The sequence below is a fragment of the Sorangium sp. So ce131 genome, assembly GCF_051519095.1.
Lineage (GTDB): Bacteria > Myxococcota_A > Polyangia > Polyangiales > Polyangiaceae > Sorangium.
In genome coordinates, this window is the sequence record NZ_CP150455.1 from 10,583,241 (window position 1) to 10,608,783 (window position 25,543).

General features: G+C 71.7%; 27 protein-coding genes. 6 read left to right on the top strand and 21 right to left on the bottom strand.

From position 1 onward, the window contains the following. Nucleotides 1–276: 276 nt before the first annotated feature. The 15 genes from WMF43_RS38510 to WMF43_RS38580 form a co-directional block, all read right to left on the bottom strand. Nucleotides 277–909 (bottom strand): hypothetical protein, encoded by a 633-nt coding sequence (locus tag WMF43_RS38510; protein WP_437672601.1) that lies wholly within the window; start codon nt 907–909, stop codon nt 277–279. After that, nucleotides 906–1,181, bottom strand: coding sequence for an anti-sigma factor family protein (locus WMF43_RS38515; RefSeq protein ID WP_437672603.1), 276 nt, complete (start codon nt 1,179–1,181; stop codon nt 906–908). The genes WMF43_RS38510 and WMF43_RS38515 overlap by 4 nt, the downstream gene beginning before the upstream one ends. After that, entirely contained in the window at nt 1,178–1,810 is a 633-nt protein-coding gene (locus tag WMF43_RS38520; RefSeq protein ID WP_437672605.1) for an RNA polymerase sigma factor, read from the bottom strand. Before WMF43_RS38520 ends, WMF43_RS38515 begins: the two co-directional genes overlap by 4 nt. A gap of 142 nt (nt 1,811–1,952) precedes the next feature. Then, nucleotides 1,953–2,414, bottom strand: coding sequence for a hypothetical protein (locus tag WMF43_RS38525; RefSeq protein ID WP_437672607.1), 462 nt, complete (start codon nt 2,412–2,414; stop codon nt 1,953–1,955). Nucleotides 2,415–2,471: 57 nt separating this feature from the next. Beyond that, entirely contained in the window at nt 2,472–4,313 is a 1,842-nt protein-coding gene (locus WMF43_RS38530) for a hypothetical protein (protein ID WP_437672609.1), read from the bottom strand. Nucleotides 4,314–4,762: 449 nt separating this feature from the next. Continuing rightward, nucleotides 4,763–5,818, bottom strand: coding sequence for a glycosyltransferase family 4 protein (locus WMF43_RS38535; RefSeq protein WP_437672611.1), 1,056 nt, complete (start codon nt 5,816–5,818; stop codon nt 4,763–4,765). After that, the gene (locus WMF43_RS38540) at nt 5,809–6,675 is read right to left on the bottom strand and encodes a PIG-L deacetylase family protein (protein WP_437672613.1); all 867 of its coding nucleotides are present in this window, start codon (nt 6,673–6,675) and stop codon (nt 5,809–5,811) included. The genes WMF43_RS38535 and WMF43_RS38540 overlap by 10 nt, the downstream gene beginning before the upstream one ends. A 353-nt stretch (nt 6,676–7,028) precedes the next feature. Beyond that, on the bottom strand, nt 7,029–7,334 hold the full coding sequence (locus tag WMF43_RS38545; protein WP_437672615.1) for a type II toxin-antitoxin system RelE/ParE family toxin: 306 nt from the start codon (nt 7,332–7,334) through the stop codon (nt 7,029–7,031). Continuing rightward, nucleotides 7,331–7,570: a hypothetical protein gene (locus tag WMF43_RS38550; RefSeq protein ID WP_437672616.1), complete on the bottom strand. Its 240-nt coding sequence runs from the start codon at nt 7,568–7,570 to the stop codon at nt 7,331–7,333. Before WMF43_RS38550 ends, WMF43_RS38545 begins: the two co-directional genes overlap by 4 nt. A 143-nt stretch (nt 7,571–7,713) precedes the next feature. Then, nucleotides 7,714–8,601, bottom strand: a complete 888-nt coding sequence (locus WMF43_RS38555; RefSeq protein WP_437672618.1) for a glycosyl hydrolase — start codon at nt 8,599–8,601, stop codon at nt 7,714–7,716. Next, a complete protein-coding gene (locus WMF43_RS38560; RefSeq protein WP_437672620.1) occupies nt 8,598–9,407 on the bottom strand; it encodes a TIGR04290 family methyltransferase in 810 nt (269 codons plus the stop codon). Before WMF43_RS38560 ends, WMF43_RS38555 begins: the two co-directional genes overlap by 4 nt. A 12-nt stretch (nt 9,408–9,419) precedes the next feature. Beyond that, nucleotides 9,420–10,148 carry a nucleotidyltransferase family protein gene (locus WMF43_RS38565; protein WP_437672622.1) on the bottom strand — a complete coding sequence of 243 codons (729 nt, stop codon included), beginning with the start codon at nt 10,146–10,148 and terminating at the stop codon, nt 9,420–9,422. A gap of 16 nt (nt 10,149–10,164) precedes the next feature. Beyond that, nucleotides 10,165–11,235, bottom strand: coding sequence for a CgeB family protein (locus tag WMF43_RS38570; protein ID WP_437672624.1), 1,071 nt, complete (start codon nt 11,233–11,235; stop codon nt 10,165–10,167). Between the two features lie 17 nt (nt 11,236–11,252). Then, nucleotides 11,253–12,227, bottom strand: coding sequence for a DUF4202 family protein (locus WMF43_RS38575; RefSeq protein WP_437672626.1), 975 nt, complete (start codon nt 12,225–12,227; stop codon nt 11,253–11,255). 214 nt (nt 12,228–12,441) lie between these two features. Further along, on the bottom strand, nt 12,442–14,124 hold the full coding sequence (locus WMF43_RS38580; protein ID WP_437672627.1) for a hypothetical protein: 1,683 nt from the start codon (nt 14,122–14,124) through the stop codon (nt 12,442–12,444). A gap of 208 nt (nt 14,125–14,332) precedes the next feature. On the opposite strand from WMF43_RS38580, the gene WMF43_RS38585 reads away from it, so the two are divergent. Both WMF43_RS38585 and WMF43_RS38590 read left to right on the top strand, forming a co-directional pair. Then, entirely contained in the window at nt 14,333–15,472 is a 1,140-nt protein-coding gene (locus WMF43_RS38585) for an AraC family transcriptional regulator ligand-binding domain-containing protein (protein WP_437672629.1), read from the top strand. 31 nt (nt 15,473–15,503) lie between these two features. Then, nucleotides 15,504–16,406 (top strand): oxidoreductase, encoded by a 903-nt coding sequence (locus WMF43_RS38590; protein ID WP_437672631.1) that lies wholly within the window; start codon nt 15,504–15,506, stop codon nt 16,404–16,406. A gap of 45 nt (nt 16,407–16,451) precedes the next feature. Here the strand turns inward: WMF43_RS38590 and WMF43_RS38595 are convergent, their stop codons facing one another. From WMF43_RS38595 to WMF43_RS38610, 4 genes are all read right to left on the bottom strand, one after another. Continuing rightward, complete coding sequence (locus tag WMF43_RS38595; protein ID WP_437672633.1) at nt 16,452–16,718, bottom strand: DUF6289 family protein; 267 nt, start codon at nt 16,716–16,718, stop codon at nt 16,452–16,454. A 330-nt stretch (nt 16,719–17,048) separates the two neighbouring features. Continuing rightward, nucleotides 17,049–18,635: an SNF2-related protein gene (locus tag WMF43_RS38600; RefSeq protein WP_437672635.1), complete on the bottom strand. Its 1,587-nt coding sequence runs from the start codon at nt 18,633–18,635 to the stop codon at nt 17,049–17,051. Nucleotides 18,636–18,917: 282 nt separating this feature from the next. Beyond that, the gene (locus WMF43_RS38605) at nt 18,918–19,631 is read right to left on the bottom strand and encodes an alpha/beta fold hydrolase (protein ID WP_437672637.1); all 714 of its coding nucleotides are present in this window, start codon (nt 19,629–19,631) and stop codon (nt 18,918–18,920) included. Between the two features lie 218 nt (nt 19,632–19,849). Further along, complete coding sequence (locus WMF43_RS38610; RefSeq protein WP_437672639.1) at nt 19,850–20,575, bottom strand: penicillin-insensitive murein endopeptidase; 726 nt, start codon at nt 20,573–20,575, stop codon at nt 19,850–19,852. Between the two features lie 165 nt (nt 20,576–20,740). Between WMF43_RS38610 and WMF43_RS38615 the strand changes: the two genes are divergently transcribed. The 3 genes from WMF43_RS38615 to WMF43_RS38625 all read left to right on the top strand — a co-directional run bounded on the left by WMF43_RS38615 (nt 20,741) and on the right by WMF43_RS38625 (nt 23,710). Then, nucleotides 20,741–21,028, top strand: a complete 288-nt coding sequence (locus tag WMF43_RS38615) for a hypothetical protein (protein WP_437672641.1) — start codon at nt 20,741–20,743, stop codon at nt 21,026–21,028. 136 nt (nt 21,029–21,164) lie between these two features. Further along, on the top strand, nt 21,165–22,022 hold the full coding sequence (locus tag WMF43_RS38620) for a CvfB family protein (RefSeq protein WP_437672643.1): 858 nt from the start codon (nt 21,165–21,167) through the stop codon (nt 22,020–22,022). Nucleotides 22,023–22,264: 242 nt separating this feature from the next. Next, the gene (locus WMF43_RS38625) at nt 22,265–23,710 is read left to right on the top strand and encodes an ATP-binding response regulator (RefSeq protein ID WP_437672645.1); all 1,446 of its coding nucleotides are present in this window, start codon (nt 22,265–22,267) and stop codon (nt 23,708–23,710) included. A gap of 22 nt (nt 23,711–23,732) precedes the next feature. Here the strand turns inward: WMF43_RS38625 and WMF43_RS38630 are convergent, their stop codons facing one another. After that, nucleotides 23,733–24,200 (bottom strand): Dps family protein, encoded by a 468-nt coding sequence (locus tag WMF43_RS38630; RefSeq protein WP_437672647.1) that lies wholly within the window; start codon nt 24,198–24,200, stop codon nt 23,733–23,735. Between the two features lie 165 nt (nt 24,201–24,365). Further along, the gene (locus WMF43_RS38635; protein ID WP_437672649.1) at nt 24,366–24,971 is read right to left on the bottom strand and encodes a YqgE/AlgH family protein; all 606 of its coding nucleotides are present in this window, start codon (nt 24,969–24,971) and stop codon (nt 24,366–24,368) included. Nucleotides 24,972–25,128: 157 nt separating this feature from the next. Between WMF43_RS38635 and WMF43_RS38640 the strand changes: the two genes are divergently transcribed. After that, nucleotides 25,129–25,539 (top strand): 6-pyruvoyl trahydropterin synthase family protein, encoded by a 411-nt coding sequence (locus WMF43_RS38640; RefSeq protein WP_437672651.1) that lies wholly within the window; start codon nt 25,129–25,131, stop codon nt 25,537–25,539. The last annotated feature ends 4 nt before the right edge of the window (nt 25,540–25,543 follow it).

The following is a 25,543-nucleotide window of genomic DNA, read 5'->3' on the forward strand; positions in this document are numbered from 1 at the left end:
CGGCGCCGGGCCGAAGCGCACGCTCGTGCTCCGCGACGCACAGCACGAGTACGTGTTCGAGGAGCGCTGACGGCGATCGTGGGCCAGGGTGGAATGGGTCTGAGGCCATGATCTGTTCGACCGCCAGGATGGGATACGCGACGAAGAGCGCGGCGATCGGCGTGAACCAGCCGAGCGATTCCACGAGGGCGAGCGGCAGGGCCATCAGGAAGACGGCGATGAAGCTGCGGGTCCTATCGGTTCCGCCATCCCTGGCCGGACTTCGGGCGGGCGGAGCTAGATCCCGAGCCGCTCCGCCATCCAGCGCGCCTGCCAGCGCCGCTCGAGCGCGACGCCCTCCCCGGCCGAGGCGTGGACCAGCTCCGCCGCCTTGACCGCGTTGTAGAGGCCGCTCGCGATCGTGCCCGCGAGCGCGTTCTGCGCCGCGTCCGCGGCGAGCTCGGCCAGCAAAGGCCCCTTTCCAGGGTGGCTCCTCCGCGCGCCGCCGAGCGCGATCCCGTCCCGCCACAGGCTCTCCAGATCAGCACACCCGCGCAGCGCCGCCGCCTCGCCGAGGAGCCCCTCGGCCTCCAGCGTGTCGGCCGCGCGATCGCGCACGCGCCACGCGTTCTCGGCGCCGAGCGCCAGCGCGAGCTCCCTCGTCCAGCCCCCGACCCGCTCGATCAGCCGCGCCCTGCGGGCCACGAGCTGCGTCGGCAGCTCCAGCACCGGGCCGTCGAGCTCGATGCGCCAGAGCTCCTCGCCCAGCCAGTACGGCAGATCGGCGGTGCGGCAGGCGTGAACCCCGTGCGTCGGGTCGTCGTCCGGCGCCTCGACCCACGGCCCCGGGCCGCTCGCTCCAGGCGCCGGCCAGGGATACCCGAGGAACGGGCTGACCCCGCCGGCGGCCAGGAACTTGAGGGCGATCACGTCGGCTCCCCCGGTCCGATCGGGCCGCGCTGGCAGGCGCGGAAGGCGGCGAGGAGCGCGGATTTCGCCTCGGTCGGCCCGGGGGAGCGCAGCTCGGCCACGAGCCGCCGGGTGTCGCGGACCTGGCGGAGGTACGTCGCGCACGGCGGGCAGTACACGAGGTGGTGCTCGAAGCGCGTGCGCTCCTCGGGAGAGAGCGCGCCTTCGAGGTAGTCCGTGACCACCTCGACCAGCTCGTCGCAATCCAGGTCCGCGGGGATGGCCACGTTCATGTCGCTCGCTCCGTGCCGTTCATGTGCTCCTCGACCGCGCGGCGCACCCGGGCGCGCGCGCGGTGCAGGAGCACGCGCTGGTTGGCCTCGGTCAGGCCGAGCGCGGCGCACACCTCGGCCGCGCTCAGCTCCTCGATGTCGCGCAGCGTGATCACCTCGCGCTGGCCCTCCGGCAAGGCGTCGATGGCGCGGCGCACGACGTCGAGCGTCTCGCCGGCGAGCAGCCGATCGTCCGCCCAGCGCTCCGGCGGGGCCGACCAGTGGCCCGCCCAGCGGTGGCCCTCGCCGAAGAAGCGGTCCGGGTCCACCGTGGCCTCCTCCCCCTCCCCGGTCGCGAGGGACGAGAGCGGGACGAACCGCCGCTCCCGCTGGCTCCGCGTCCTGGCCCGGTTGACGACGATGCTGAAGAGCCACGAGGCGAGCGAGGCCCGCCCCTCGAACCGCGGGAGGCCCGCGAGCATCGCCATCCACGCCTCCTGCGCCACCTCCTCGGCCACGGCGTCGCTCGGCACGTACCCGCGCGCGAGGCGGACCATCGAGGCGTGGTGGCGCTCGACCAGCGCGAGGAAGACGGCCTCGTCGCCGCTCCGCAGCGCGGTCACCACCTCGCAGTCGGATGGGGAGGTCACGAGATACGTCTCCAGGGCGGGAGCTGACCTGGGAGAGTACAGAGAAGCGCCGCTCATGACGAGCCACGATCGGCTTACGCCGGGCGGCGGCGAGGGTTTCGCGGCGCGCTGAGACCGGGGCGCGCGCAGCCGGGACGGTGGGCTACTTCCAGCACTCGATCAGGACGATGGGCGGATCCTCGAGCAGCGCGCCCCAGAACGCCTCGCCGTCTCTCGCCTCGATCTCGGGCGGCAGGACCGGCCCGTGCCACGCCACGTCCCTGAACCCGGCGGCCGTGAGCGCCCACGTGTACGTCTCCCGGGAGAAGCTCCGCATCGCGATGTGGATCCAGGACCGGTCGTCGACCTGGACCACAAGCCGCACCTGGTCGCCGTCTCCGAGCGGCGAGGGCGCCTCGAACCCGAAGCCGTACTTGAGGAACTTCGCGGGACCCGCGGCCCATCTGCCGCGGGTGTTGAAGCCCTCCCCGCACGCGAGATCGAGAACAGACATCCCGGTCACGGCGCCGAGGCGGCCGAGCAGCGTGTCCTCGATCACGTCCGACACGGCGAGGCGCTTGGCCTTCTTGTACTGCTCGGCGACATCATCGTACTGGGTCGACATCGAGTTTCCCGAAGCGGAGCGCGTGTCCCCGAAGAGGAGCGCGCATCGGGCACAGGGTCACGGAGATCCGGGCTTCGACAGGGCGGCCCGGAGCCGGCCGCAGGCCTCCACGAACCCGGTCGCGGAGATCTGATCGAGGTGCCAGAAGTTCCTCTGTCGATCTTGCTCGTAGAACCGGGCTATCGTCATCAAGAGCAGGTCCACGCACGACGCCGGGTCGCGCCAGGCGGGCTCGGTCCGCGGCCCGCCCGCGCCCGACGCGGCGAGCGCCCGCTCGAGCACGGTGGCCACCAGCGCGAGCTGGAGCACGATGCGGCGGCATGCGCTCGAGCGGATCGCGCCGCCCCCGGCGTCGACCGGCCGCAGCGTGTCGTCGAACGCCGGCGCGAGCTCGCGCCACAGCAGCGCGCCCGCCCGATCCACCGCCTCCTTCAGCCCCGCGGCCGGAACGCGCGGCGAGAGCGCGTCGACGAGGCGGGCGCGCGCCCCCGCGTCCTCGGCCAGCGCGCGGTACGGCGCCGCCCAGCGGGCGACCTGGCGGCGGACATCCCCCACGGTCAAATCGAGCTTGAGCCCGGTGATGGGCAGGAGCGACACGTCCGGCAGCTTCAGGGCGGGCCTGTGCCAGGCGTACTTGCTCTCCGCGAAGTCGGCGAGCATCTCGGCGAGGCCGTTGCTCGTGGCCACCTGGATTCGCGCCCTCAGGTCGACCTCGGCGAAGCGGCGCAGCGCGGCCTCGTCGAGCTCGGTGCGGCCCCCGCGCTCGACGAAGGCCGAGGCGATGCCGGGCCCCTGGCCGCCGGGAAACGTGGTGTCCAGCGCGAGGGGCTCCTCGATCCGCGGCAGCACCGCATACTCCCACTCGAACTCGGCCAGCGCCTCCTGCCACACGTGGCCCCAGGCGTCATGGACCACGAAGTCTTCCACCTCCGGCGTGCGGAGGACCATCACCATCGTGGCGAGCGTCTGGGTGACGACCTCCGGCGGGACCGAGGCCGTCTCCGCGAGGGAGCGCGCGAGCGCCGGATCGATGGCCGCGCGGTCGAAGTAGCCGAACGCGGGGAAACGCGCCGTCTCCGCGGTGTTCGTGGCGTCGCACCGGGCAATGAAGGCGGCGATGGCGCGCCGCTCCTCCTCCGGCCGCTCGTCCCAGCCGGGCACCTCGAGCCGCGGCGCCTCGCCGGAGCCTTCCGCGCCGGGCGAGCCGGCCGCCGGCGCCGAGGCGCGGAGGCAGAAGAAGATCGCCGTGGAGGTCATGAGCAGATCCACGTCGCCCGGACGCCACGGCACCGGGCCGTAGATGCCGCACATGAGCTCGGCGCACGCGGCGGGCGACGCGCCGCCCTTCGCGGCGAGCTCCGCGGCGAGCGCCTTCGTGATCCTGTGCTTCAGCGTGAGGTTGGAGGTCAGGTGATCCATCGCGCGCTCGATCCGCCCGAGCTCCGCCTCCTCCCATTCGAGCGCCTCGCGCAGCGCTCGCCGGACGAGCGGGATCCCCTCGCTGCCCTCCGGCAGATCCAGCGGGAAATCGAGGAGCGGGCGCGACGCGACCGTATCGACGAGCGGCGCCGAGCTGCTGCCGGCGAACCGGAGCCAGAGCAGCACCGCCTCGGTGAACCAGGTCCGGAAGGACGCGCTCGCCGCGTGGAGCTCGTCCGGGACCGGCTCGCTCAGGGCGTCGATGCCGCGCATCAGCCGGTCGTGGAGGTCGCGCCCCCTCGCCTCCCGCTGCTCGCGGCTGCCCTTCGCCTCGTCCTGCAGCTCCTCGATGTCGGCGAGCAGGTGGAGCGTGGGCGCCCACGCGGCCGGGAGCGTCGGCTCGAAGAGGGCTCCCGCGCACAGGATGGGCGCCGGAGGCTTGGACTTGGAGTTCTGGGGGAGTTCGTCGTTTGAGCTCACATGGACCTCATCCTGCAGCAGCGAAAAGCCTCGCTCGACGCACAGGGCTCCTCGAAGGAGCGAAGCTCACGGCGCGCCGCTCGACGGTCAGACACACCAGTAACCCCCGCGTGTCGACGAGGCCTGCCTCGACGACGCCCGCCCCCGAGCCGCGCCGGAGCGGCTCGATCACGCGATCTTCGAGCTGCCGCTCGCGCTCTTCACATCGGGCGTTCTGCCCTTGAACGTCGATGGTGCACCCAACCGTGAACCACGGTCAAGCCCGTCATTCGAGCTGCGAACCCTCCTCTGGCAAACTCGGTCTGCTTCGGTCTGCTTCCGTTTGCGTGCCACGGGGCTTGTGTTCGCTGGGAAACTGAGCTCTCCACGCGATTCGAGCGGCGGAACCACGGGAGGTGCGTGGACACACGGTCGGGTGGTCCCGGGGGTTGTCCCCGGGGTCCCCACAGTCACCGCTCGCGGAGGATCCGCCGGTACGTCTCGATGTACGCCGCCGCCGTCCGCTCCGCCGAGAACCGCTCCTCGGCCGCGCGGCGGCACTCCGCTGGATCGAGCCGATCCACGACGGCCATCGCCTCCGCCATGCCCTCGGCGCCGTCGACCAGGAAGCCTGTCCGGCCGTGCTCCACGATCTCGGGCAGCGCGCCGGCGCCGCGGAGCGCGATCACGGGTGTCCCGGAGGCCAGCGCCTCCATGGCGACGAGCGAGCTGGTCTCCTGGACCAGGCTGGGGACAAGCAGGCACCGGGCTGCGGCGAGCAGCCGGCGCTTGCGGGCGAGGCCCACCGGGCCGAGGAAACGCCGCGGGGGCCCGGCGCCGCGCAGGAGCGGCAGGAGGACCTCCTCGAGGTACCGCGTGTGCTCGGCGTAGCCGAACGCCTGCCCGGCCACGAGCAGCGGCACGCCGGCGCGGAGCGAGGCCTCCGCCGCCACGTGATACCCCTTCTCCGGGCAGATCCGGCCGAGCGCGATCGCATAACCGCGCTTGTGGCGCCGCGGCCGGTAATGCTCCAGCCGGACGCCGTTCGGGATCTCGGGCAGGAGCGGGACCCCCGGCGGGCACGCGCGCCGCTGCGTCGCGGAGACGCAATGAAGGAAGGTGTCAGGCCGGTCGAGCCGGAAGACGGAGGGCGAATAGAAGCTCGGCGGGAGGTGGAGCGTGATGAGCGCAGGCACGCCGGGAGCGGGCAGGTAACGGTCGAAATCGACGCCGTGCAGGTGGACGAGGTCGACCGGATACCGATCCAGCGCCCGGGCGATGGCGCTCCGATGGTGGCGCCACGCCTGCTCCTTGGCCGCGTCGTCGAGCACCGCGCCCGGCGGCGGCGCCGGCGTGGCGACGAGTGTCCCCGCGCAGGAGGAGCCCTCCGGGGCGACCACGATCGACCGGTGGCCGCCGCGCGAGAGCGCCTCGTCGAGCATCGAGAGCACCTGCTCGGCGCCCCCGACCGCATCGGGGCCCACGGGCGCGAGCGGATAACCGACGTGCAGGACCGTCAGACGCATCGCTCTCGCCCGAGGCCGAGCAGCGTCAGCGACTTCATCGCGAGCTTGCGCCAGCGTGCGCCGTCGATCGGGAAGCCGATCCGCTCGTAGTTGAGCGTGCCCTCGTGCGGCGGCCGCCGGAAGTCGTACGGGGGCGCGGGCCGGAAGCGCTCGACCTCGGCCCCGAACGGGGCGAGCGTCTCCTTCTGGCTGACGAAGCAGCCCAGCATCGCGCGTTTCCGCGCCGCCTCCTCGGGCGAGAGCCGGAGGGCGATCTCGGGGACGCCGGGGTACGGGATGAACTCCCCGGCGACGAAGTGGCCGCGGGCGGCGTGGTACGAGGCCGCCTCGAAGATCAGCGGCGCGGCGCCGCCGTTGACCACCGCGAGCGCGGCCGCGGCGTGCACGGCGAGCGCCGCCGCGTCGTGATCGGGGTGGCCGCCCTCGTACGGATGGGTGATCACCACCTCGGGCCGGGTCCTCACGATCAGGTCGAGGAGCTTCCGGGTGAGGCTCGGCGCCTCCTCGATGGCCTCCTGGTCGACCGCGCCGAGGCACCGGAGCCGCGCCTCGGGCACGTGGGCCACGGCGAGCGCGCGGGCGACCTCCTCGCGCCGGATCGCCGCGTAGCGCTCTCGACCGGCGCCGGCGAGCTCCGCGGGCATGAAGCGCGGATCGCGCGGCGCGCCGTCGGTCAGGTGCACCACCTCGATCGGATCGAGCCGGCCGATGCGCGCGCCGAGCCCGATGGTCTCGTCGTCCTGGTGCGCGAACACCACGAGACAACGAGGCGCCCGGCCCGACGAGAGCCACGAGAACGGCGGCCAGGCGAGCTCCTTCGGGTCCCGGCCGAGGCGGCGGAGCGCGCCGAGGTTCACGGCAGCGCCTCCGCCAGCTGCATCACGCCGCTGCACGCGCCGGCGCGCTGGCCAGGAGAGCGCGCCGGGCTGGAGCAGCACACCGTCTCGTCATGGGCCGGCACAGGCTGCATGAGATACCTTACCAAGCGGCCTCGGGGCGCGCCAGATGTGCGCGCGAGGCACGGATCCACGTACAGGAGAACCTGAGCGGAGCGCGACGGAGGGCGTGCAGCGGCCGCGCAGCGGGACGTTCGAGAAGAATCGGTCGAGCCCGCTCCTGACGCACGGGCGCATCCACCCATCGTGCCCGCCGGAGCAGGAGCACGGCAGCCGGCGCATCGCGCCTGCTCCGGCGCGCGTTCGCTCGAGCCTCAACGAAGAGACGGAGGCCGCCGCCGGTGCGTGCTCCATACCGACAACACAACGACGAGCGACTTCGCTGGGTGGTACCGGTAATATGCGCAAAACTGTGTCTTTTCGAGCAGCAGTCGTCGGACGCCACGGGCGCGATCGGTCTGGTACTCGGGACCAAGCTCGGGAGCAACCCGAAGGAGGCGAACTGCTCGCGTGAGCTCGGAGACGAACAAAGGCCATAACGCCGGCCGATTGGCTCGGCACCACGCCTCGATACGATCGAGCTCACGGAAGGCTCGCCGCGCAAAACGAACCGAAGTCACGGCACACGAGCGCGGAGGTACGCGAGCACCTCGTCGGCATCGACCGTGTCGCCCACCTCGTCCTGCGCGATCCCCTCAGCGAGCGCCTCATCGAGGGCTTCGCGTTCCTCGCCGTCGAGATCGTCGAGCACGTCCGCCCCAACCGCAACCAGATCCACCACGGCGCCCTCGGGCAGCTCCGTGGGTTCGTCGAGCACGAGACGGCCGTTTCGCACGCTGGCTTTCAGCGCGAGCATGGCTCGGAGCGTAGCACGCCGCGACCGGAGCAGGAAGGACGAGCACGCGCCGCGATGGCCTCCGCGCCGAGCCTGTTCGGACGCCACACGAGGGGTGCTCGGCGCACGCCAGACAAGCGCCCGATCTGCTGCCCCGGCGCCTGCTATCTCGCGTAACGCCGCGTCATCCGGGCGCAGAACTCGGCGAACTCCTCGATCCGCTGCGGAGGGCTCGTGTGGTGAGGCCTGACGCCAGCGTGCTCCGGGGTGAAGCAGTAGGTGAGCGTCACATCGAACGGCTCGAGCACCTTCATCTGACGGTCGAACCACGCCTCGGCGCCGGGGCGGAAGCTGTCGGCCCAGCTCAGCCCGGTGCGGAGGTGGCGCACACCGAGCTTCTTCAGCCACTCCACCGCGTCGTCGAGCCGGTGATCCTCGAAATGGAACCACTGACAGAGACCGAAATCAGGGGTGCACTCCGGAAAGAGGCGGAGCGCGCGCTTCGGCGTCCCGTCCTCGCGGAGCAGGCCCATGTAGAAATGACGGTAGTACGACGAGCCCTCGGCCTCGCGATGGCGCGTGGTCGCCGGCCAGGCCCGCGGCAGATCATAGAGGCTGTACCAGTGGACCCGGTCGACCTTGCCGCGCAGGAGCTCGGCGCTCCGCTTCAGGCCGAACTCCTGCACCTCCTCGGCGCCGAACGTGGAGACGCCGATCTCGGTGATCCAGATCGGCTTGTTCGTCACCGCGCGGATCTCGTCGAGCTTGCTCGGCCACTCGTGGATCTGCCAGTGGTTCCAGTCGAGCGGGAAGCCGTGGACCGCGACCACATCCACATGATCGAGCACGCCCTGGCGGCCCATGTTGGCGATGAACGCCGGATCGATCGGCGAGATGCCGCCCAGCACCCGCGGCAGGTCCGGGCGCTCGCTCCGGATCGCGTCGGCGGCGAGCTTCACCATGGATCCGTACGTCGTCCACTCGGGATCGATCTCGAAATCCCAGTGCGATTTGTTGTTCGGCTCGTTCCAGAGCATCACTGCTTCGATCATTCCCGCTCTCCCTGCTTGCCGGCTCGCCTGGCCGGATAGACCGCGCCCGGCACCCACTCGCCCTTCTCGCCGCGCCGGCAGATGTAGACCTCGTGCTCCGGGTGGTCCACGATCTCGAAGCCGGCGCTCCGGAGCATCGCCTCCGCGCAGGCCCGGTTCGGGATCCACCAGTTGGTCGGATCGTGCGAGTAGTTGTGCTCCACGAAATGGAGCTTTGGATAGCTCTCCTCGTCGAAGATCCGCTTCTCGGAGAAGGGATAATCGCCCTCCAGCTGCGGCACCTCGGCGCTGCCGCGCTGCATGCTCTGGAAGACCAGCGTGTGGCCCACCACGTGCTCGTGGAGCAGGTCGAGCGCCAGCAGCGGGTGGCGGAGGTGGTAGAGGACCCCCATGAAGATCACGATGTCGAAGCGCTCGCCGAGGGCGCCCACGTCGTAGACCGAGAGGTTCCGGAACTCGATGTCCGCCCCGGAGACCTCCGCGGCGAAGCGCGCCTGCGCGAGGTAGTCCTCGTCGCTGTCGATCCCGAGCACCCGGGCCGCCCCGCGCCGCTTCATCTCGATCGAGTAGAAGCCCGCGTTGCAGCCGATGTCGAGGACCGTCTTGCCCGAGAGATCCGCCGGGATGGCGTGGGCGAAGTTCTTCCACTTGATGGCGGGATAGTCGCCCAGGAAGTGGTCCGGCGCCGTCTTCACCCCGCCGAGATCGATGTTATGGAACCACTGCCCGAGCCCGCGCACGCGCTCCTGGATCTGCTCGCGGGTCAACTTCGTCGCGTCATCGACGTTCCGCACGCTGCTCTCCATGGCTCCTCCAAGTCAAAGGTTCGCGCCGCTGAGGAGCTGGATGGCCTCGCGGTAGCCATGCAGCGTCCCCACGTCGACATAGGCCTCGCCGGCCCGCACGGCGCGCGCGGTGCCGCCGCGCGCCAGGTACTCGTTCACCAGCGTCCCGATGTACGGGTCCTCCCGGCCGCGCTCGACCCAGAGGTCGTGGAGCTCGCGCATCACCGCGCCGGTGAGCTTGAACGCGCCCCAGATCCACTGCGAGCAGGCGTCCTTCTGCTTGACCTGGATCTCCAGCACCCGGCCCTTCTCGTCGGTGACGACCGCGTCGAAGAGCTCCGGGTTCGCGACCGGGAAGAGCAGGAACGAGAGCCCGCCGCCGTCGAGGAAGCGGAGCCCGTGCTCGGGGAACCACACCGTGTCGGGCAGCCCCACGAGCACGTCCTCCTCGGGCGCGATCCACGGGAGCGCCCGGAAGATGGCGTCGCAGAGCCCCGCCGCCACCGGCTGCACCACGTAACAGACGTTCGCCGGGCCCACGCTCCCGCCGTAATACTCGACGATGTCCGACTTCCCCGGCGAGATCACCATGCAGATCCGGGTCGCGCCGGCCAGGATCATCCGGTCGATGAGGTACTCGCTCACCGCGCGCGGCCGCTCCACGTCGCCGTCCTTGCGCGTCCCCACCGGGAGGAGCTCCTTCGAGAACGCGAGCGGCTGGATCCTGCTCCCGAGGCCCGCCGCCGGAATCACTCCCCACATGGTCCTCTCCCTTCCTTCATGACACGGACACCGACTCGAGGATGGAGACGAGCTCCTCCGCCCGCCGCGCGGCGCTGTGCTCCGCGAGCACGCGCTCCCGCGCGGCGCGGGAGATCGCCGCGATCTCGCCCGCCGGGAGCGAGAGCGCCTGCACGGCCTCGTCCGTGGTCCTCGCCACGAGGATCTCCTTGCCCGGCGTGAAGAACTGGTCGAGCCCCTCCCAGCTGTCGCTCAGGATCGGCGTCCCGCAGGCCGCGGCCTCGAAGAGCCGTCCGGAGGGGCAATACCCCATCGCCGCCATGGCGCCCCGGGTGACGTTGAGCGTGAGCGGCGAGGAGCAATAGAACGCCGGGTGATCCGGCGGCGCGACGTGGCGCATGTAATAGATGTTCGGCGCCCACGGGAAATTCTCGGGGTAAAGCGACCCTCCGATCACGAACCGCTTCTCCGGGAGGCGCCCGGCCGCCTCGAGGAAGAGGGCGGCGAGCGCCTCCTGCCGGTCGGCGGCGTACGTGCCCAGGTACGAGAAATCCCCGCGGAACACGTCCCGCGGGGGCACCGGGCGGTGGACCTCGGGATCGGCGCTGCCGTAGAGGGGGAACACCCGCCGGGCGCCGAGCTTCGTCCGGAGCTGCTCGAGCGCCTCGCCGCCCGTGTAGCTGAGCACGCAGTCGAAATCGACCAGCCCGCGCGGGCCGATGTAACCGACCGACTGGCCGGCGTTGATCCGATCCAGCGTCACCGGCGTGTCGAGGTCGTAGAACACCTTGAGCCGGCGCGACTCGAGGACGAGCTCCGTCGCGGCGGCGCCGTCGGGGCAATACGAGGTCACCATCGCCGCGTCGGCCTCGGCGACGGCGCGCCGGGCCTCGGGGAGGATGTCCTCGAACGAGGGGTAGAGCCGGAGCTCGTTCCCGTGCGAGAGGGCGTGGAGATCCCGGTGAGAGGCGTAGTAGGGGACGTCGCGCTCGAAGAAGGTGACGTGGTGCCCGGCCCGCCCGAGCGCGGAGATCACGCCGCGCCACAACGTGGCGTGGCCGTTGCCCCAGGACGAGCTGATCGTCAGACCGAAGATGACGAGCCTCATTGCGAACCGGACCTCCTCTATGCCTGCGTCTCCGCGGGGGACGGCGCCCCTGCCCTCTTCGACTCGCGGTCGCCGGCGATCATCACCTCCACCTCGGGGCGGCAGCGGATCCGCGGCAGGAGCGCCCGCGCGGCCGGGCGCAGGCGGCGGAGCGTGTACGCCACCTTGGCGCGGGTGTGCTCGGGCCCGTAGTAATCGAGGAAGCCGGCGCTGTTCAGCGAGAAGAACGAGAGCGCGTCGGCGTCGTTGAGCAGGGCGAGCTCGGCGTCATCCCCGGGCCGCTCGTGGGACGCGACCAGGTCGCCTATGCGGTCGATCACCTCGGGCGGGAGCCCGAGGCCGGCGAGCGTGGCGCACGCCATCGCCGCGCCGCGCCGCGCGTGTTCGTCCTTGAACGCCTGGTAGTCCCGCGCGCGGTGCTCGACCCGGACGTCCGCCTCCGAGACCAGCCGCTCGATGTCGTGGAAGAGCGCCGCCGCCTGGGCGGCGACGCCGGCGCCGGGATCGAGCCGGAGCATCCATTGCCAGACGTCGATCGCATGGTCGTAATCGGCGCGGAGGAGGGGTTTGTCGAGGTTGTACAGGTCCCGGTGCCGCGCGAGCACGCGCGCGAAGACCGCGGTCGCGGAGGCGACGTTCCGCCTGCGGACGAAGCGCTGGCAGCGGGTGAGCACCTCGTACGCGGTCCGCGCGGCGCCCCCGCGCTCGAGCGCGTCGAGGTGGAGGAGGTGGAGCTCGAAGGCGCCGCGGGCGTCGAGCGCGTGCAGGTGCGTGTCGAGCGCCCAAAGATCGATCGCGGACGCGCGCCACGCCCGCGCGTCGACGGCGGCGTGGGGCGCATTCCTGGGCGGCCAGGGCGCGTCGATCTCCACGCCGGGGAACTCGGCGGAGAGCTCCGCCTTCTCGGCCAAGGAGAGGAGCGGCCCCCGGCGGCCCGACGGCTCATCACCGCTCGAGGGGGAGCCGGCGACGAGGATCAGGCGCTTGAGCATGAGTGCGTTCTTCGGCCTGCTACGGGCATGGAGCTCGAAACAGCTTCCGCGCGAGGCTACCGCGGACGAACAGGGGCTACGGCGGCGAACCTATCGCCGGCGCGCCCGCAGCACCATCGCGGAGATCCGTAGAGGAGGGTCGGGAAATAAACGAGCTCGCGGCGTGCTCGCCCCGAGCCGGGCTGGCGGCTTCACCCGAGGGCGCTTGCAGTGCCTACGAGGCCGAGGTCCTCGAGAGGTCCTCGAGCAGGGCCGCGCGATAACGATCCCGGGCGGCGAGCAGGCGCCGCGCCTCGCCGGGATCCTGGAGCGCCGCGGCGGCCATGGCGGCGTACCCGAGGCGAAACAGCGAATACGCCGCGAGGTACGCCGGGAGGCGCGGCTCGGGGCGATCGCCCGAGCGGCGGCGATACCGCTCGAGGAAGGCGCTGCGGGCGGCGGCGTCCATGCGCCACTCGATCATGGCGCCGGCGAGATCCCAGGCGATGTCCGCAGGGCCAGGGAGGAAATGATCGTCGCCGTGCCCGGACGCGTCCACCTTGAAGAGCTCGCCGGAAGGAGACCGGAGCCACTCGTGGGGATCCATCTTGCCGTCGACGATGGCGGGGCGGACGATCTCCGGGCGGACGTGGTCCGGGAGCTCGCCGCCGGTCTCGGTTGAGAAATTGTTACGGCTCATCGCAATGAGCTCGTCGACCGCCGGGCTCGGGACCTGGAAGGCCGAGGCGCGAAAGGCGCAGTAGTCGGCGAGGCGCTCGAGCACGGCGGCGGAGAGATCGCCGGCCTGGAGCGGCCGGCCCGGGAGCCGCGGATACGAGAAGAAGCCCTCGCCCTCGTCGCGTGGCGCCGGGCCGAAGCCGGCGTGGGAGAGGCCGTGAGCGCGGTCGAAGCACTCGGCGCCGTAACGGCCCATCCCTTCGAATTTGAGGAGCCGGCTGCCGTCCCGGGAGATGTACTTGAGGCGCTCCATGGTCGTCCAGGAGGGCGGCCAGCGCGCCTCGTCGTCGTCGTAGGTGTGGCGACGCCACGCGCCGCCGCCGATGAACTCGCCGGCATCGACCTGAGGCAACGCGCCGTCCTGGGCGCGCTCGGAGCGGAACGAGCGCCACCGCCGGGCGGCGTCCGAGGCGACGAGGGCGTCGGGGTCCGGGGTGCGGCTGCCCAGGAGGACGACGCGCGCGTGCGGGGCGCCGGCGGCGACGAGGGCGTCGGCGGTGGAGAGGAACGACGAGCCGCTGAAGCCTGGACCCTCGTCGACGATCCAGAACTGCGCGCCCTCGGCGAGGCCGTCCGCGACCCAGCGGAGCTCCTGGGGGCCGAGCTCGACGCGGCGATCGTAGGGGTGGCCGGAGGGGCGCACCGTGATGCGGTCGGCCCGGATCCCCCGCCGGCGGAGCGCCGCGGCGGTCACCGCGCTCAAGGTGGTGCCGATGCTGCGGACGCCCACGACCCGGACCGGGGCCTGCGACGACGCGAGTCGGTCGGCCAGACGGGCGTAATCGAGCGGATGGAGCGCGTAGAAAGAGAAGCCCTCGGGCGGCGAGGTGGAGACGGTCGCCGGGACGTCGAGGGCGGCGATGGACTCGGGTGCGACGCGGAGGGCGCTGGGGGTGGAGGCGGGGGATGCGCCGCTGACGAGCAGCGCGGCGAGGTCGTCGGCGACGCGCGCGAGGAGGGAGGCGGGCTCCGGGCGGGCGGCGTCGGCGAGGAGCGACTCGAGCTCGCCGGCGCGGATCAAGGCGCGGAGGACGAGCCGGCGGAGGGCGCTCTGGCCGGGGGACGACGGGGCGGCGATCGCCTGGACGTCGGCGGCGAGCTCGGCGGTGAGCCGAGGGCCCGGGACGTCGCGGCGGCTGCTGCGGAAAACGTACATGTTGTAGGCGGCGCTGGAGGACATGATCTCTCGTCCCTTGGTTGGGGCGGGGATCGGGCGGTGCCAAGCGGGGAGCGCCGTCGGGTGGGGCCGCGCTCGCCGGCGTGGCGCGGGCGGGCGCTGGCAGCTCGGCCTGTAGCCGTCTACCGCGCTCGGCGTTCCCGCGTCTCGCGCGCATCGCGCCAGAGACCGGCCTCATGAACGCGAGGCTCGGTCGGCGGCCGGAACGCCGGTGCAAAGGCCGCCGCGCACCGCGAGGCAGGGGAACGAGGTGGAACACGTAACAAGGGTGACAGCGGTCCCGCCGTCTGGCGGTTCTGCCCGTCCATGGTTGGCGCGATCGGACTGGTTGTGGCGGCTAGACGTCCGTATGTTTTCCGCGATGAACGGTGACGTCGTCCACCTCTCGTCCGCGGTGCGCGCTCGGCTCGAGCGTCTCGGAGCGAACGTGGCCCTCGCGACCGCCGCCGCGCGGGTGCCGTCCAGCGGCCAGCTGAGCACCGAGCAGTTTTTCACCTTCTGGGAGGCGCTCGGCGCGTCGTCGACACACGACGTCGGGCTTCGTTTGGCGACGGAGACGCAGGTGCACGAGTATGACATCTCGTCGCTCGCGGCGCTGCACTCTCCCGATCTCGGCACCGCCTTGACCAAGCTCGCCCGCTACAAGCGGCTTTGCGGGCCGAAGGACATGGCCGTCGACACGAAGGGGAAAGAGGTGGCGATTCACACGACCTACCTGCACGCGCCCGGCCCCGCTCCCCCGCGTCTGGTCGATGCGTCGCTCGCCTCGCTCCTCGTGCTCTTGCAGCGAGGCAGCGGGCTGGCGCTCGCGCCGAAGCGCGTCGAGCTCTCTCGCGCGCGCAGCGACGAGCCGATGCTGCTGCGCTTCTTCGGCTGTCAGCTACGGTTCCGCGCAAAGCGCGATGCGCTCGTCCTCGAGGAGCGCCTCCTGACGACGCCGTTCATCACGCACAACGCCGACCTGTTGCAGGTGCTCGTCCCCAGCCTCGACCAGAAGCTCGCGCCCCTCGAGCATGGCTCGTTCGTCGAGCAGGTCCGCGCGGTGGTCGCTCGCCGCATGTCGGGCGAGCGACCGAGCGTCGCGAAGGTGGCGCGCGAGCTGTCGCTCAGCACGCGCACGTTACAGCGGCGCCTCGGCGAGCTGGGGGTCAGCTATCAGCACGTGCTCGATGAGGTCCGGCACCACGCCGCGCTGCGCCTCCTGCGCACCCCCGACGTCGACGTCAACGAGATCGCCTTCCTGCTCGGCTTCGACGAGGTCAACTCCTTCACGCGGGCGTTCCGAGCCTGGGAGGGGACGACCCCGAACCGCTGGCGTGATTCGATTCACTTGTGGCGCGATCGGATTTGATCGCCGGCGCTTTGCGCACGATGCTTCGAGCATGACAGAGAACAACTCGCAAGTCTGGTTCATCACCGGAAGCTCGCGGGGGCTCGGCGCCGCCCTCGCCCGTGCCGTGCTCGCCGCCGGGCACCGCGTCGTCGCCTCGGCGCGCAGGCCCGCCGATCTCGGTGACCTCGTCAAACAGCACGGCGAACGTGTGAAGGCGGTGGCGCTCGACGTCACGCAGCCCGAGCAGGCCGCGCGCGCGGTCAAGGAAGCGGTCGACGCCTTCGGTCGCATCGACGTGCTCGTCAACAATGCGGGCTACGCGAACATCGACTCGGCTGAAGATACCCCGCTCGACGATTTCCGCGCGCAGATCGACACCAATTTCTACGGCGTCGTGCATGTCACGCGCGCGGTGCTGCCCGTGATGCGCAAGCAGCGCAGCGGGCGCATCCTGCAGATCAGCTCCATCGGCGGACGGCGTGGTGGCACGCCGGGCCTGAGTGCGTACCAGGCGGCGAAGTTCGCCGTCGCAGGCTTCAGCGAGGTCCTCCTCAACGAGGTCGCGCCGCTCGGCATCCAGGTCACCATCGTCGAGCCGGGCGGCTTCGCCACCGACTGGGCTGGCAGCTCGATGAAGATCCACGCGTCGCAGCCCGACTACGAGGCCACCGTGGGCGCGACCAACAAGCGGCTCCGGGGCAACCCCGGTGCGGCGCGCGGCGTGCCCGAGAAGGCCGCGAAGGCGCTGCTCGAGCTCGCGTCGATGGACAGGCAGCCGCGACGCCTGTTGCTGGGGAGCGACGCGTACGTGCTCGCCAAGCTGACGCTGCAAGAGCTTGGCGCCAGCGACGATGCCCACCGGGCCCTCAGCGCGAGCACCGACGCCGACGGCTTGCCGGACTTCGCCGACACCGAGGTGGGCCGAGAGATGCTGAAGCTGCATCGCGGCTGAAGAGAGACCAAGGAGGACCCGGCCCCCGAGCGTCGCGAATTTGCCTCAGGGAGGAGGCGGGGTGCAGAGGAAGCACCCGCCGCACTCGTAGTGGGGCGTCTTGTCGCCCCACGCGATCCGGTTGTTACAGCAGTCGCGGCCGTACTGGCCGACGACGTCCGTGTGGCTCTCGTCGCTGAAGTAGGTGCAATTTGCCCCGGGCGCCGCCTCGCTCGAGGGGGCCAAGAGGGCGCTGGTCGCCACCATCGCCGTACCTGCCGTCAGGGCAGCGATGAAGAACCGCAAACGGGCAGCAGGGCTGAACCGACGCATGGACGCTCCTTTTGCGATGGAGGCCTGTCGCGGCCTCCAGGTCTATGCGAGAGATCCTAGACCGATAGGCCGGGACGAGCAAGCGCTCCGACTGAGCGGCCATCTGCGAACCTGGACATTCAGCTGCGGGAACGGCTCGATTAACGCTATATTGCTCAATTTAACAATCATTAACAATTGTGCCGCGCCGCTGGCGCTGGTCCACAAGCCAGCGGCTACCCTCCCCGGCGAGCCGGGCGCGCGCGCCACTCACCTCGCTGCGCCGTGCGATGAAAGCGCAGGTCCCGTCGGGCCGCAGGCGACGACCACGGCTTCAGCGCGTGACGCGCCTCAATCGGCTCCGGCGAGCAGCCGCTCGATCTCGTGCATCGTCTCGACGTCATCGCCGACCATCGCCTTCATCGACTGGATCCTGCGGCACACGATCGCGGCGATCTTCTCTTCGACGGTACCGTCGGCATAGGCCCAGTAGACCTGCGCAAAACGTCCATCGCGGTGACAGCGGCCCTCGATCTGCGCCATCTGGATCGCCGACCACCGCAGATCGTGGATCACCTCCGAGCGCGGCACCTCGTTGTGCTCGCCCTGGTGGAGCGAGATCCCTTCTTCCACGGTGAAGAGCACGACGCGCGGCTCGCCGCGCTGGAAGCGGAGGCGCTCGGCCTCCTTTTCGCCGGCCGGCATCGCGCCGTGGATGAGCGCGCACGGGACGCGCTCGCGGGCCAGCGCGGCCTGCACGGCCTCGAGCGTCTCCAGGAAGGCGACGGAGACCGCGACCTGATGCCCGTTGTCGAGCAGCTCGCCCACGAGCTCCACGGTGCCCGCCACGCGGATGAGCGAGCTCTTCTGCCGCAGGCGCAGCGTCGCGGCGAGCGCCGACCTCGGGTTCGCGCCCTTCGGCGCGAGCTCCATCTCCCGGCGGAACGCGGTCCACGCCTGCGCGTAGAGCTCGCGCGCGGAGGCGTCGAGCTCGATGGGGGTGAGGATGCGGTTGATCTCGGGCCAGCCGGCGACGTCCTCCGGGCGACGCCGCATCCCCACGGCGGGACGTCCGTCGAACAGGAGGGCGCGCACCTTCTCGCAGTCCGCCGGATCGCCGCGCCAGTCCCACCTGCCGAACGCGCCGCGCGCGACCCCGAGCCCCTGATCGGCGCACCACTGCTCGAAGTCCTTCAGATCCGCGGAGCGGCTCCCGGTGGCGCTCGCCAGGAGCGGCGCGAGGTACGACAGCTCCAGCGGGTTCTGCCCCGCGGTGGCCGAGAGCCACAGCACGAACCCTGCGCGTGCGTTGAGCTTGACCGCGAGCTTGGAGCGCGCCGCCGCCGGGTTCTTGCAGCGGTGGCTCTCGTCCCAGATCACCACGTCGAACTCCGCGGCGCTGCCGGCGCGCGCGAGGCCCTTCTTCGATCGGATCCTCCGCCGCGCCTCCGGGGTCACCTCGAAGAGCTTGCCGAGCCGATCGTAGTTGATGATCACGATCTCTTTGCCCGCGTCGCCCATCGCCTGAACCGTGCGGCGCCAGTGCGCGACGACGGCGAGCGGGCAGACGATCAGCACCGTCGCGACGTCCGGCATCCGGAGGACCGCGGCCCAGGCGGTGATCGTCTTGCCGAGGCCGACGTCGTCGGCGAGGAGGAACCCGGCGCGCCTCTCGGCCTTCGCGGCGGCGATGGCCCGCACGCCGTCCAGCTGGTGCGGGCGGAGGACGATCGCCCCCGCGGGGGCCGCCGGCGCGGGCGCGGGGTCGTCGTTGAGCTCGCGCTCGATGCGCCGCTCCCACGAGTACGGCGCGGCGCGGAACGGCGCGAGGGCCGGCGGGAGCGCCTCGGCGCGAACGACGAACACGCCGTGCGCCGCGTCCCAGCGCGCGCCGCTCGCGGACGCGACCGCGCGCATCGCGAACGGGACGTCGAGCACGTGGGCTCGCTCCGGCGCCGCGCGCGGAGCAGGGGCCGCTGGAGCGGCCGCGCCGGGGGCTCTACGGGGGGCCGAGACCGTTCGCTTGGCGCGCATCGTCGTCATGGCGGCCCTGATACCAGCGCGGCCGCGCGCTCGCGCAGGAATCGGCATCCGGTGCACACGCCGCCCGCGTCGAGCCCCTCGGCGCCCGTGAGATCCTGTATCACGAACCGGGCGCCCTTCCGGCTCACCGCCGCGAGGTGCGCAGCACCCGGAGCACCTCGGGTGCGCGCGTGACGCTCAGGCGGCCTCGAGCAGGAGCTCGACCAGGAGCTCCGGCATGTCGACCATGATGTCGTGACCACACGGCGCCGCGTGGGTGGTCCACGAGCGGTCCTCCTTCAGCCGCTCGTAGATCGGCGTGAACGGCGTCTGGCTCCAGCCCGCCGCGTAGATGTACATGCGCTTCCCGATCCGGTCGACGGCCGCCCGGCCGGCGACGCTCTCCACGAACGTCGCGTAAGGCTGCGGCGTGCATTGAGCGTCCACCCAGGCGACGTCTCGCGGGTTCACGGCCATGAGCTCGGCCGGGAGCGCCGGAACGACGACTCCCCCGCTCTTCGACGCGGCGGCCAGGAAGGTCTTCTGGAAGAACTCGGGCACCATGTCGAGCATGTTCTGCCCCTCCTCCGGCAGGTACGCGTCGACATAGACCATGCTGCGAATACGATCCGGGACGAGGCCCGCCACCCCCGTGATCACCATGCCGCCATAGGAGTGGCCGCACAGCACCACGTCCGTGAGCTCCTCCCAGCGGAGCAGGTTCGCGATGTCAGCGATGTGCGTCGACACGTTCACCGTCCCGTCGAGGAGGTGCGAGCGATCGGCCAGGCCGGTCAGCGTGGGCGTGTAGACCTCGTGCCCACGCGCGCGCAGCGGCGCCGCGACGCGCTTGTAGCACCAGGCGCCGTGCCAGGCGCCGTGCACCAGGACAAATGTCGTCTTTTTTGCCACAATGGCCTCCTTCTCAACACCTTGCCTGCAAAGCCGGAAATCCGCACGATATCATGCCTGCCAAAGGGCGTGCGGCTCAACGGGGCGCCGCTCTCGTCTGGCACGCGGCAGGCGGCGCGGCCGGCCAAGCGCGCTCAGCCGTGACGAGCGCGACGTGCGATACACCTGCTCGTCGAGCGCCCGCCGCGCCCGTCGGCGAGCCGGCTGCGACGGGCGCGTCAGCGCGCGCCGAGCGCGAAATCGATGTGCACGTGCTCGTCGTGGCGCCACCAGACCGGGACCCGGACAATGGCCCGGGAGAGCGCGCCCAGCTCGCGGCCCGCGGGGCTCGCGAGCAGCAAGGGCACATACTCCGGCGCGATCAGGATCCGCTGAATGCGGAGCCGCTTCGATCGTGCCTTTTCCTCAAGCGCCGACAGGAGCCGCGCCAGGTCGTCGAAATCGAGGGTCAAGTCCCCCCGGCGACCCGCCGCGTCGAGCTCGACGCCGTAGCCGAGCTGGTTCCAGGGATAGGTCGGGACGTCGGCGGGGCGACCCGCGCTGTCGCGCAGCGGAACGAAGATGTCGACGCTCAGCCCGTTCTCGTGGCTGCGGTGGGGCCAGAACGGCCCGCCCCGAGGCCACCCCGCCTCGCCCACGACGAAGCGGCGCCCAGGCCGCTCCGCCGCGCGCGCGGCGAACGCCTCGAGCAGCACGTCCCGCACCGCGCCGTGCACGTACTGGCGCCCGAGGCTCGCCCCCAGGTACGAATACGTGACGTGGCCGGGGCCCGAGGGGGGAATCGGGTGCCCGTGCCGCAGGCGCCCCTCCCCCGGGCTGCCGACGCTCTCGGAGGGCGCCCCGTCGTCGAGCCAGACCCGGCCGTGCGCCACCACGACCGGCGCGAGGAGGAGGCCGGCGGCGAGCGCGAGCCGCTTCGCGAGCCGGCGGTGTGGCCTCTGCATTCGCCGCGCTCTATCAAGCTCCCGCCCACGCGTCGAGGACAGCGCGGGAGGCGGGCCGTCGCGGGCGGAAGCTCCGGTCCGCCGCGGCGAGCTGCGGCGGCGCTGCGGGGAGGCCTGGCGAGAGCATGGCAGTCGACGGAATCGGACCGAGTCGCGGCCGCCGCGATGGATGAATACGAGGAGGCTTACCTGGAGGCGGAGGACAACTCCAACCTGACCAACACCTTCGCGACCTTCCGGTGCGACTCGCTCCCGAAGTGGATGGATTACCAGGACATCATCTGTGGGGTGCGGGTGGCCACGTTCTCCGATTTCTCGTGCGGGCAGCGCCTGCTCCTGGGCGGGAGCTGGGGCTACACGCGGCCGTGGGAGAACTGCGCCGGGTGGCCGCAGGTGGTCGACTACTTCGGCGAGAGCTTCTTCCCGCACCATTTCCGCGTCTGGGTGCGCTGAGCGCTCCAGGCCCGCACGCGGAGCACGCCTCCGGCCGGCGCGCCCCGCGGCCGACGGCCGCTCGACGCGGACAGCAGCGCAGCCGGCCGCGACGCCCCGACGACACACCGTCCGGCGTGTGCAAGACTGCGCCGCAATGCCCTACGGCGACCTCCTCGGACGTGTGGTGACCCTAGAGGTGCGGCGATTCGGCCCGCCCGGCGCCTTCCTCTCGCTCGACCCGCGGGACCTCCGCCCCGACGCGCCGGTGGTGCTCCTGCCGGGGAGCGAGGTGCCCGGCGGCGCGCAGGAGGGAGACGCGATCGAGGTGTTCGTGTACCTCGACTCGGAGGATCGCCCGGTCGCGACCGCGCGCCGGCCGAGGCTCGCGCTCGGGGAGGTCGCCTTTCTCCGGGTGACCGACGTCGCGCCCTTCGGCGCGTTCGTCGACTGGGGCCTCCCGAAGGAGCTGCTCGTGCCGCACGCCGAGCAGACGCGCGATCTGCGGGTCGGCGAGCTGCACCCGATCGGGCTGCTCGTGGACAGGACCGGGCGCCTCGCGGGGACGATGCGCGTGAGCGAGATGCTGCGCGACAAGGGCGACTTCGATCTGGACGAGTGGGTCGAGGGCGAGGCGTGGCGCAAGGACCCGGAGATCGGCGTCTTCGTCATCGTCGAGCGCAGGTTCGTGGGCCTCCTCCCCGCGAGCGAGCCGCACGCGCTCTCGCGCGGCGAGGCGGCGCGCTTCCGCGTGACGAGCGTGCTCCCCGACGGGAAAATCGAGCTCTCGCTGCGCGGCCACGCGCACGAGGAGCTAGAGAACGACGCGCAGGTGATCCTCGCGAGGCTCTCGGCCCCGGGCGCGCCGAGGGTCGGCGACCGCTCGAGCCCCGAGGAGATCCGGGCGATCTTCGGCCTGAGCAAGAAGGCGTTCAAGCGCGCGGCCGGCCGCCTCCTGAAGCAGCGCGCGGTGACCGTCGACGGCGAGGGGTTCCTCGTCCGACCGCGGCGCTGAGCCGCGCGCCGTCCCGCCGCGGCGCGCGCAGGAGCGCCGCCCGGCTGAGCTCAGCCGCCGTTCGCGCAGGCCGTTCGCGCAGGCCGTTCGCGCAGGCCGTTCGCGCAGGCCGTTCGCTAGAGAGAGCACGCCGGCTGAGCTCAGCCGGTGTTCGCCGCCGGCGCTCGCCGAAAAGACTGCCGCTGAGCCCGGCTCCTGGCGCATTGACGCTGCCCACCTCCTCCTACTACGCTTTGGCCCGAATGAGTGTCCGTCCCGCGCGGCGCCTCGTCTGGGTCGTCGACGACAGCCGTGTTGACGCCGAGCGGGCGCGTCGTGTGCTTGCGCAGGAGCATGACGTGGAGGTGATCCATGACGGGTCGGCGGCGCTGGAGCGGCTCTCCTCGTGCGCGACGCCGCCCGACGTGATGGTCCTCGACTGGATCATGCCGGGCGTGAGCGGGCTCGAGGTGTGTCGATACCTGCGCTCCGAGTCCGCAGCTTCCGAGAAGCTCGGGATTTTGCTGCTCACCGCGCACCGCCACACCGATCAGATCGTGGAGGGGCTGTCCGCCGGCGCCAACGACTACCTGGCGAAGCCGTACGAGGACGAGGAGCTGCGCGCGCGCGTCGCGTCCCTGGTCCGCTGGCGGGCGCTGCTCGAGCGCGCGGAGCAGGCCGAGGCGGCCAACCGGCGGCTGCTCGAGACCGCGCCGGACCCGCTGCTCGTGGTCGGCGCGGACGGGCGCCTCCGCTTCGCGAACGAGCAGGCGGCGATCGCGCTCGGCGTCCAGGCCGACGCGCTCATCGGGAGGTCGATCGCGGCGCTGATCCCCGGCCTCCCCACGGAGGACGGCGAGGGCGTCGCCCGCGAGTCCAAGCTGCCCACCGCGGACGTCGAGATCCACGGCAGGCTCTTCTCACCGACGCTGAGCGTGCTCCCGGGCGAGGGCGACGCGAGCACCATCATCTCGCTCCGCGACGTCACCGAGCGGCGCCTGCTCGACGAGCGCCGGCTCGATTTCTACTCGATCATCGCCCACGACCTGCGCACGCCGCTCAACGCGATGACGCTGCGGGTCGCCAACATGCTCTCCAGCGAGGACCTCGAGGGCCGGCCCACCCTGCTCGAGGACGTCCAGAAGCTCGATCAGCGCCTCCAGTCGCTCGTCGTCATGATCAACGATTTCCTCGAGCTCGCGAGCCTGGAGGGCGCGAAGCACCACATGGACCGCGCGGAGGTCGACGTGGTGCGCCTGATCGCGGAGACCGTCGAGGACTTCCGGCCCCTGCTCGAGGAGAAGGGCCAGACCTTCACCGGCCCGGCCCGCGGCGAGGACGCCGCGGTGCTCGGCGACCCGAAGCGCCTGGCCCAGGTGCTCTCCAACCTGATCGGCAACGCGATCAAGTTCACCCCCCCGGGCGGGACGATCGCGGCGCGCGTCGAGGTGAAGCCGCGCTCCGTCGAGGTCTCGCTCGCGGACAGCGGCTGCGGCGTCGCGCCGGAGATCGCGCCGTCGCTGTTCCAGCGCTACAAGCGCGGCGAGCACAGCGCCGGCGGGAGCGGCCTCGGGCTGATGATCGTCCGGGAGATCGTCGAGGCGCACGGCGGCGTCGTGGGCGTCGAGAGCAGCCCCGGGCGCGGCAGCCGCTTCTGGTTCCGCCTGCCGCGCAGCCGCAGGCCGTCGACGCCCACCCCGCCCGGGTGAGCTCACCGCCGGGGCGCGCCTGTCACTCGAGCAGGCTGCGCAGCATCCACGCCGTCTTCTCGTGGACCTGGAGGCGCTGCGTGATCAGGTCGCACGTGGGCTGATCGTTCGCCTGCTCGGCCACCGGGAAGAGCTCCCGCGCGGTGCGCGCGACCGTCTCGTGCCCCTCGACGAGGCGCTTGATCATGTCGGTCGCATTCGGGACTCCGTCCTCCTCCTTGATCGACGAGAGCGCCACGAACTGCTTGTAGGTCCCCGGCGCGGGCAGGCCGAGGGCGCGGATGCGCTCGGCCACGAGGTCCACGGCGAGCGCGAGCTCGTTGTACTGCTGCTCGAACATGAGGTGCAGCGTCTGGAACATGGGCCCCGTGACGTTCCAGTGGAAGTTGTGGGTCTTCAGGTACAGCGTGTAGGTGTCGGCGAGGACGCGGCCCAGCCCCGCGCCGATCTGCTCGCGGGTCTTTGCGTCGATTCCGATGTTGATCTCCATGATGGGCTCCTCTCCTGTCGTGTGCTCTCTCGACGGGCCGTGCTCGGCTGCGGTGAACGCCTGCGCGGCGCGCCCGTGCGCCGATGCGGGCTTGACGCGGGCGGGAAGGTTCGTCCGTCGGGGAGCCGAGTCAATCAGGGGGAGCCCTGGGGCGACCGTCTGCCGCTACGCCTCTCCGATGCTCCGCATCGACATCACCTCGATCGGGCTCAGCCCGAGCAGGGCGTACGCCTGCTCCCAGCGCTGGTCCGCCGCCACGTCGAACAGGACACCCTCGTCGAGGGGCGTGGGCAGCCACGCGCCGGCGGCGATCTCCCGCTCGAGCTGCCCCGGCCCCCACCCGCTGTAGCCGAGCAGCACCGTCCGCCGCCGCGGGTCCGCCGCGGCGGCGCCGACCGCGCCCCGCGCCGCGTCGGCCGCGAGCGCGTCGAAGGCGCTCCGGGACGACGTGACCCGCACCCGGGCGCCCACCGGGATCACGCCCGTCTCCTCGGCCCCGAGCTCCGGGTCGAGGCACAGGATCCAGCCCGAGCTCGGCTGCACCGGGCCGCCGAGGTAGACCGGCCCCGGGTGCTTCAGGTCGTTGCCGTAACCCGCGAACGACAGGAGCTCCCCGAGCGTCATCGGCGCCGGCCGGTTCACCACGAACCCGAGCGCCCCGCCCTCGCTGTGCACGGCCAGCAACACGACCGTCCGGTCGAAGTTGGGATCACCGAGCGGCGGCGAGGCGATGAGGAACCCTGGGGCCAGCACGTTCGCTTCGCGGTTCATCGGCGATCCTCCCTCGGTCGCGGCCACCGGCCGCTTCGTCCCGCACGCTCTCGCCCGGCAGGGGCGGACCGGCCGGACGTCCGAACCTTACTCCCGCGCGCCGGCGCGTGCGATTGGGATCTCCCGCCCGCGCCGCATGGGCGAGTATAGTGCGGCCATGTACACGGTCGGCGTCCGCGATCACATCATGGTGGCCCACAGCCTCAAGGGGGAGCAGTTCGGCCCCGCGCAGCGCCTGCACGGCGCGACCTACACGGTCAGCGTCGAGCTGGATCGCGAGGAGCTCTCCCCCCTCGGCCAGGTGATCGAGACGAGCGTGCTGCGGGACACCCTGCGCAGCGTGCTCGCCGAGATCGACTACCGGAACCTGGACGAGCACCCGGCCTTCGAGGGCAAGCGCTCGACGCCGGAGCTCATCGCGCGCCACGTCCACCGCGAGCTCGGCCGGAGGCTCCAGGTGGGCGCCGGCACCGCGCTCACGATCACGCTGCACGAGTCGCCCCTCGTGTGGGTGCGTTACCGCGCGCCCATCCGGAGCGGCTCGATGTACCCCGCCGAGCTGGCCTGACCGC

What these genes read in the sequence shown, in the direction of transcription:
- WMF43_RS38515 (WP_437672603.1), bottom strand. Translation starts at nt 1,181, where the DNA reads ATGAACGTGGCCATCCCCGCGGACCTGGATTGCGACGAGCTGGTCGAG.
- WMF43_RS38525 (WP_437672607.1), bottom strand. Translation starts at nt 2,414, where the DNA reads ATGTCGACCCAGTACGATGATGTCGCCGAGCAGTACAAGAAGGCCAAG.
- WMF43_RS38535 (WP_437672611.1), bottom strand. Translation starts at nt 5,818, where the DNA reads ATGCGTCTGACGGTCCTGCACGTCGGTTATCCGCTCGCGCCCGTGGGC.
- WMF43_RS38550 (WP_437672616.1), bottom strand. Translation starts at nt 7,570, where the DNA reads ATGCTCGCGCTGAAAGCCAGCGTGCGAAACGGCCGTCTCGTGCTCGAC.
- WMF43_RS38555 (WP_437672618.1), bottom strand. Translation starts at nt 8,601, where the DNA reads ATGATCGAAGCAGTGATGCTCTGGAACGAGCCGAACAACAAATCGCAC.
- WMF43_RS38560 (WP_437672620.1), bottom strand. Translation starts at nt 9,407, where the DNA reads ATGGAGAGCAGCGTGCGGAACGTCGATGACGCGACGAAGTTGACCCGC.
- WMF43_RS38565 (WP_437672622.1), bottom strand. Translation starts at nt 10,148, where the DNA reads ATGTGGGGAGTGATTCCGGCGGCGGGCCTCGGGAGCAGGATCCAGCCG.
- WMF43_RS38570 (WP_437672624.1), bottom strand. Translation starts at nt 11,235, where the DNA reads ATGAGGCTCGTCATCTTCGGTCTGACGATCAGCTCGTCCTGGGGCAAC.
- WMF43_RS38575 (WP_437672626.1), bottom strand. Translation starts at nt 12,227, where the DNA reads ATGCTCAAGCGCCTGATCCTCGTCGCCGGCTCCCCCTCGAGCGGTGAT.
- WMF43_RS38580 (WP_437672627.1), bottom strand. Translation starts at nt 14,124, where the DNA reads ATGTCCTCCAGCGCCGCCTACAACATGTACGTTTTCCGCAGCAGCCGC.
- WMF43_RS38590 (WP_437672631.1), top strand. Translation starts at nt 15,504, where the DNA reads ATGACAGAGAACAACTCGCAAGTCTGGTTCATCACCGGAAGCTCGCGG.
- WMF43_RS38595 (WP_437672633.1), bottom strand. Translation starts at nt 16,718, where the DNA reads ATGCGTCGGTTCAGCCCTGCTGCCCGTTTGCGGTTCTTCATCGCTGCC.
- WMF43_RS38610 (WP_437672639.1), bottom strand. Translation starts at nt 20,575, where the DNA reads ATGCAGAGGCCACACCGCCGGCTCGCGAAGCGGCTCGCGCTCGCCGCC.
- WMF43_RS38615 (WP_437672641.1), top strand. Translation starts at nt 20,741, where the DNA reads ATGGATGAATACGAGGAGGCTTACCTGGAGGCGGAGGACAACTCCAAC.
- WMF43_RS38620 (WP_437672643.1), top strand. Translation starts at nt 21,165, where the DNA reads ATGCCCTACGGCGACCTCCTCGGACGTGTGGTGACCCTAGAGGTGCGG.
- WMF43_RS38625 (WP_437672645.1), top strand. Translation starts at nt 22,265, where the DNA reads ATGAGTGTCCGTCCCGCGCGGCGCCTCGTCTGGGTCGTCGACGACAGC.
- WMF43_RS38630 (WP_437672647.1), bottom strand. Translation starts at nt 24,200, where the DNA reads ATGGAGATCAACATCGGAATCGACGCAAAGACCCGCGAGCAGATCGGC.
- WMF43_RS38635 (WP_437672649.1), bottom strand. Translation starts at nt 24,971, where the DNA reads ATGAACCGCGAAGCGAACGTGCTGGCCCCAGGGTTCCTCATCGCCTCG.
- WMF43_RS38640 (WP_437672651.1), top strand. Translation starts at nt 25,129, where the DNA reads ATGTACACGGTCGGCGTCCGCGATCACATCATGGTGGCCCACAGCCTC.